This window comes from Methylomonas sp. BG-2, assembly GCF_057766305.1.
On record NZ_JBYMAP010000260.1, the window covers coordinates 1 to 5,355 of the forward strand.

The window sequence follows — 5,355 nt, forward strand, 5'->3', positions numbered from 1 at the left end:
TCGCCATGGTCTAACAGGCTGGCACCGCCGACGATCACCAACTGGGCGCCGGGGCGTTGTTGCAAGACTTCGCGAAAGGCTGCGAAGATGCGTAAGGTGTTTTTGCGTGCTTCGATGCCGCCGACCGCCAGAAATATCGGTCCGCCTCGGGTCAAGCCCAAGACCTGACGCAGTTCCTTGTCGTTCGCTTGAGGGATGGGCGTGTAGCGCTGGGCATCGACGCCATTGTTGATCTGTCGTGCGTCAATGCCGTAATCGTTGCTTAATTTGTCCCTCCAGTCGCGGCTGACGCATAGCACCTGCTCGGCAGCCAGGAATGAACGGGTTTGCCAGTCTGACAGCCAGATGTCGTCGAAATGATCCAAATGGTGAACGGTGCGGATGAAACCTTCGATAATGCCTCGCTCTTTCAACTTCGCCAGCGCGCAACCGCTGATGGCATCCTGAGCATGGTAAATGTCGTAGCTTTCCCGGTTGCCATGGGCGAAATAATCGATATAGGCCTGGATACGTTGGCCGACGGTGGCAACCAAGTCGCCGACCAATGCCAACAACGGTATCAGCACGGTTTTGTAGCGCACCGGCCGGAAGAAGTCTTTGCCGGCTTCGGCGGGGGCGATCAACGTGACGTCGTGGCCCAGGTCGTGCAAGGCTTCAGCCAGTTGCAGGGCGTGTACCACGCCGCCGCGCGGGTTGACGGAATGGGTCAGCATCGCGATTTTTAATGTTTGCATGTCAATTCTCCGCTGGTAGGTCAGGACTGCAGCCGGTCAAGGGCTGTTCGTTCAAGTCCCAGAACAGTTGTTCATCGCCACTGGTGAGCCGCATCTGGCGGCTGTTGTCGGTGGTGCCTATCGCTGCGCAAGCGATGCCGCGTTGAGTAAACAGTTCGATCACCGAGTCGCTGTCGTCTGTGTCGACGCTGAGTACGAAGCCGAAGCTCGGAAAACATCGCAGCCATCGTTCCAGATCGATGTCGGCGGGACGCGGTATCGCCTCGATGTCGATCAAGCCGCCTAAGCCTGAGCATTCCAGCAGCATCAACAGCGTGCCGATCACGCCGGCATTGCTGATGTCCTTGGCGGATGCGCACAGGCCGGTTTCGGCCAGCGTCGGCAGGATTTCCAAATCCTGGCGCAAGCGTTCCGGTGGTGCGCCGGTGCTGGCGTCCCACCATAAATAAGGTTCGCGGAAGTGGCCACGCAGGTCGATGGCTGCGAGCAGTTGCTGGCCTGGTTTGGCGGCGAAACTGCTGAGCAGTTTTTGGGCGCGGCCCAAGATCGCCACCGACAACTGCGGGCGGTCGTTGCGTAGATTGCTGTGGCCGCCAACCACCGGCACGTCGTAAACTTGCGAGGCGGTCGCCATGCCTTCCAGGATGGGTTTGGCTTGGGGCGCGCCGTCGCTCCAGATCGCATCGACCACCGCAATCGGCCGACCGCCCATCGCATAAATGTCGCTGACGTTGACCATCACCCCGCAATAGCCTGCAAACCAGGGCTGGGTGGCGACGAAGTCGTTCAGATAGCCTTCGGTTGCCAGCAGCAGGTAGCCGTCGCCGTCGGGGATGGCGGCGCAGTCGTCGCCCACGGTAATCTTTGCGCTGGAATGCCAGAGGGCGGTGGCAGGCAGCAACTTCATCACCTCGGCGATGTCGCGCTTATGTGCCAGCCCCAAGCCTTGGCGGATGCTCAGCGACAATTCGGCCAGCGTACTCATGCCGCGATCCGGGAGGTAGCGACGAAACCTATGGCGCCGTCGGCATAGGGCGGATACCAATCCAGATCAGCCTGCATCAGATAATGCGAGCGGCCGTGGACTTCGATTTCCTTTAGCGAGCGCCAGTGCAGGCGCCGGAATAGCAGTTGGTTGCGCGCCTGCACCTGCGCTAAAAAGGTATTGCAGCCCCGGGCATGGGCGGAAGTCACCGCCAGCTTGATCAAGGCCGCGCCGAGATTTCCTTGCTTGCGGTAGTCCTGATCGACCGCCAAGCGCGAGCCCCACCAGACGCCGGGTTTTTCTTCGTGTATGCGCACTGTGCCGACAACATGATCGGGCAGACCTGCAACACAGGCGATCGCGACGATGGGCGTGGCGATGTCGTCGATTGGGTCGACGTCGTCGCCGGCGAAGATGCCTTGCTCCTCGCAGAACACGGCTTGGCGCAAGGCCCGCATTTGCTGGCGCTCCCAGTCCTGGGTGACGAACTTGATCAGGTATTCGTTGGCGAAATAGGGTTTAAAGTCGTCGGTCCACATCTCACACCTCGTAGCTGGCAAGTGCCGAGCAGGCGCCGCATTTGGCGCAGCCGGCTTTGATGTCTTTGGATAGCAGGTTCGCTTGTTTCAACATCGCGCCGAGTTTCGGCAAGATTTGCGCCATGCAGGCAGGCGTCGGCGCCGGATGGTTTTCCAGCGGCGTGCCGGTGATCGGCACGAAGGGCACCACGAAGGGGTAAACCCCTTTGGCGATCAAGCGTTCTGACATTGCCAAAATGGCTTCCGGCGTGTCGCCGAGGCCGGCCAGGATGTAGGTGCTAACCTGGCCACGGCCAAATACTTTCACTGCCGCGTCGAAGGCGTCCATGTAACGTTCCAGCGGCACGCCGGCCTTGCCGGGCATGATTCGCTCGCGCACTGCCGGCGTCACCGCTTCCAGATGCATGCCCAAACTATCGATGCCGCAGGCTTTCATGCGCTCGAACCAGAAATCGTCGTCGGGCGGCTCGCATTGGCCTTGAATGGGTAATTCGATGGCGGCCTTGACGGCTTGGGCACTTTCGCACAGCAGTGCCGCGCCCCGATCGGTCAGATTCGGTGTGCCGGTAGTCATCACCATGTGCTTGACGCCGTCCAGCTCGACGGCGGCTTTGGCGACCTCGGCCAGTTGCTCGGGCGTCTTGCGCAATATGGTCTTGCCGGCCGCCAGCGACTCGCCGATGGCGCAAAATTGGCAGGAAGTCTTGCGGTTGCCGTAGCGGATGCAGGATTGCAGCAGCGTGGTGGCCAGCACGTCCGACGAATGTAGCGTGGCTATCTGTGAGTACGGGATGCCGTCCTCGGTTTGCAAATCGTAAAAGCGCGGCTGGCGCGGAAATTCGATGTGGCTGACGATAACGCCGTCGCGGCGAATTTCGCTGATGCCGTGTTGGTCGGGGCGACTGGCGACGAAGGGCGACTCACAGGCCGAGGCGGTGGCGATAGGAATCATCACCGTTCGGCCGGCGAAATTGACGGCCTTGTGGTCGGAAGGTCCGGCGCCGCCCCGCCGGCCAGCGATACCAACGGCACTGTCTTCCAGGCGTAGCCCTAAGGATTGCAGATCAAGCAGTAAAGCCGCCGTGCCGGCGTCAGCCAAGGCTAAGGGACTCATGGCGTTCTCCTTCTTGGTTGATGGGGGAAACAATGTTTGGCACGTTGGTCAGCGAATCGCTGAACATCGGTACGGCAGGGCGGTCGTCTATGCGCAGACTGAGCAGTTCGGGGCGGGCGTAGTGGCCGACCGAATCCATCATCCGCTTGCGCTTGGTGATTAAATTCATGTCCAGGTCGGCGATCAGAATGCCTTCGCCTTCGCGCAAGGGTTCGACGACATGCTGGCCTTCCGGCGAGATGATCGCCGTGCAGCAACCGCCGCGTAGGGCTTTTTGTAAATTCGGGTCGGTGGTCACCGCATCGATTTGTTCGTCCGAGAGCCAGCCGGTGGCATTGATCACGAAGCAGCCCGATTCCAGCGCATGGTGGCGTATTGTCACCTCGATTTGGTCGGCGAAGATCGGGCCGACCAAAGAGCCCGGAAACTGGCTGCAATGGATCTGTTCGTGCTGAGCCATCAGCGAATAACGGGCCAGCGGGTTGTAATGTTCCCAGCAGGCCAGGGCGCCGATCCGGCCGATGCCGGTTTCGACGACTTTGAGGCCGGCGCCGTCGCCCTGGCCCCAGACCATGCGTTCGTGATAAGTCGGGGTGATCTTGCGGCGTTTCAGCGCCAGACGTCCGGTTTCGTCGAAGATCAATTGCGTGTTGTACAGGCTGCCGTGGTCGCGCTCGTTGATGCCCAAAACGACCACGACGCCGTGGGCCTTAGCTTGCGCCGCCACCGTATCGGTGATAGGTCCCGGCACCGTCGGCGCATACTCGTACAGTTTCAGATGCTCGCGCCCTTGGGCGACCGGCGGCAACACGAAGGAAAAGTAGGGGTAATAGGGCACGAAGGTTTCCGGGAATACCACGATTTGCGCGCCCTTGGCGGCGGCGTCGCTGATGGCCTGGCAAACCTTGTCGCCGGTGGCTGTCGCCGATTCGAACACCGGTGCGATCTGCACCGCCGCGGCTCTGACGATGTAGGGATGGGTCACAATAGGGTCTCCTTTGGCAGAACTGAAGGCCCGAACGCGAGTCCGGGCGCTGGCTAATGATGGGTATGGCTTATAAGGTCCAGGTATCCAGGATGAAGGCGTTGTCGCGCTGATGCAGCAACCCGATGTCTAACACATCCAGAGGGCTGATCGGGCGAATGCCGGGCAGCAAGCTAGGTTCACCGTGGCCGTACAGGGCTTGCAGCGCAAACCGGCAGGCATAGACTTTGCCGCCTTCTTCGATGAATTTGGCAATTTGGTTGGCGTAGTTTTGGTGGCCCGGAAATGACTCGTCGCCTAGGCGCGGAAAGCCGCGTTGCAGACCTAGCGTCACACCCGGACCGTAGAGCAGAATGGAGGTTTCGAAACCTTTGCGTTGCAGACGGGTGGCTTGCAACAAATTGACGAAGCCTATCGAGCCCTCGAAGGCGACGGTGTGGAATTTGACCAGGGCTTTTTGGCCGGGTTCTGCTTTTACGTCTTCAAAGACTTTTTCTTCGAAATCGACAAAAAAATCGCCTTTTTGGTGGGCGGGGGCGGTAACTGCTGGCATGTAAATCTCCTCATGATCAGTAAAAAACCCGGCGACGGAGAGCGACGCCGGGAGGAACAATGACTGTCAATCCCGTATTGCGATCGACGAGGCATACTTTACGGATCAGAGAACTTTCAAAACAGAATCAGGTGGCTATCGAATTATCGAATACAGATTGGGATGAAATTTATCTGTATCGATGAAAAAAATGACCAACTGTTATGCTCAAAAGAGGAATTGATAAAATCTAAAGCAAAACAAACAACGTGAGTTAGGTCGGGGCGAGCGCAGTTTTTATCATGCCGTATCCGTTGATCTTAAAATGGTCGGACTGTTTGATAAATTTCCCAGTTGGCAATAAACCTAGACTGAGCTTTGGTTAGCTTTTAGCGTGGGGGTCTGCCGATGTTCGATGTAGAGATCGAACGATCTCGACAGGCGGACCGCCGCGACTTCCGGCAAA

The 5,355-nt window shown here is 58.9% G+C and carries 6 protein-coding genes; all 6 read right to left on the reverse strand.

The window, feature by feature from the left end:
• A partial coding sequence (locus tag AC3B8H_RS18085; protein ID WP_488442937.1) for an MSMEG_0565 family glycosyltransferase occupies positions 1-734 on the reverse strand: 734 nt, incomplete at its 3' end.
• Between the two features lies 1 nt (position 735).
• The gene (locus AC3B8H_RS18090) at positions 736-1,719 is read right to left on the reverse strand and encodes a sll0787 family AIR synthase-like protein (RefSeq protein ID WP_488442938.1); all 984 of its coding nucleotides are present in this window, start codon (positions 1,717-1,719) and stop codon (positions 736-738) included.
• Complete coding sequence (locus AC3B8H_RS18095; protein WP_488442939.1) at positions 1,716-2,258, reverse strand: MSMEG_0567/Sll0786 family nitrogen starvation N-acetyltransferase; 543 nt, start codon at positions 2,256-2,258, stop codon at positions 1,716-1,718. Before AC3B8H_RS18095 ends, AC3B8H_RS18090 begins: the two co-directional genes overlap by 4 nt.
• A 1-nt stretch (position 2,259) precedes the next feature.
• Positions 2,260-3,372: an MSMEG_0568 family radical SAM protein gene (locus tag AC3B8H_RS18100; protein ID WP_488442940.1), complete on the reverse strand. Its 1,113-nt coding sequence runs from the start codon at positions 3,370-3,372 to the stop codon at positions 2,260-2,262.
• Entirely contained in the window at positions 3,350-4,357 is a 1,008-nt protein-coding gene (locus tag AC3B8H_RS18105; RefSeq protein WP_488442941.1) for a Nit6803 family nitrilase, read from the reverse strand. The genes AC3B8H_RS18100 and AC3B8H_RS18105 overlap by 23 nt, the downstream gene beginning before the upstream one ends.
• 70 nt (positions 4,358-4,427) lie before the next feature.
• On the reverse strand, positions 4,428-4,910 hold the full coding sequence (locus tag AC3B8H_RS18110; protein ID WP_488442942.1) for an MSMEG_0572/Sll0783 family nitrogen starvation response protein: 483 nt from the start codon (positions 4,908-4,910) through the stop codon (positions 4,428-4,430).
• Positions 4,911-5,355: the final 445 nt, after the last annotated feature.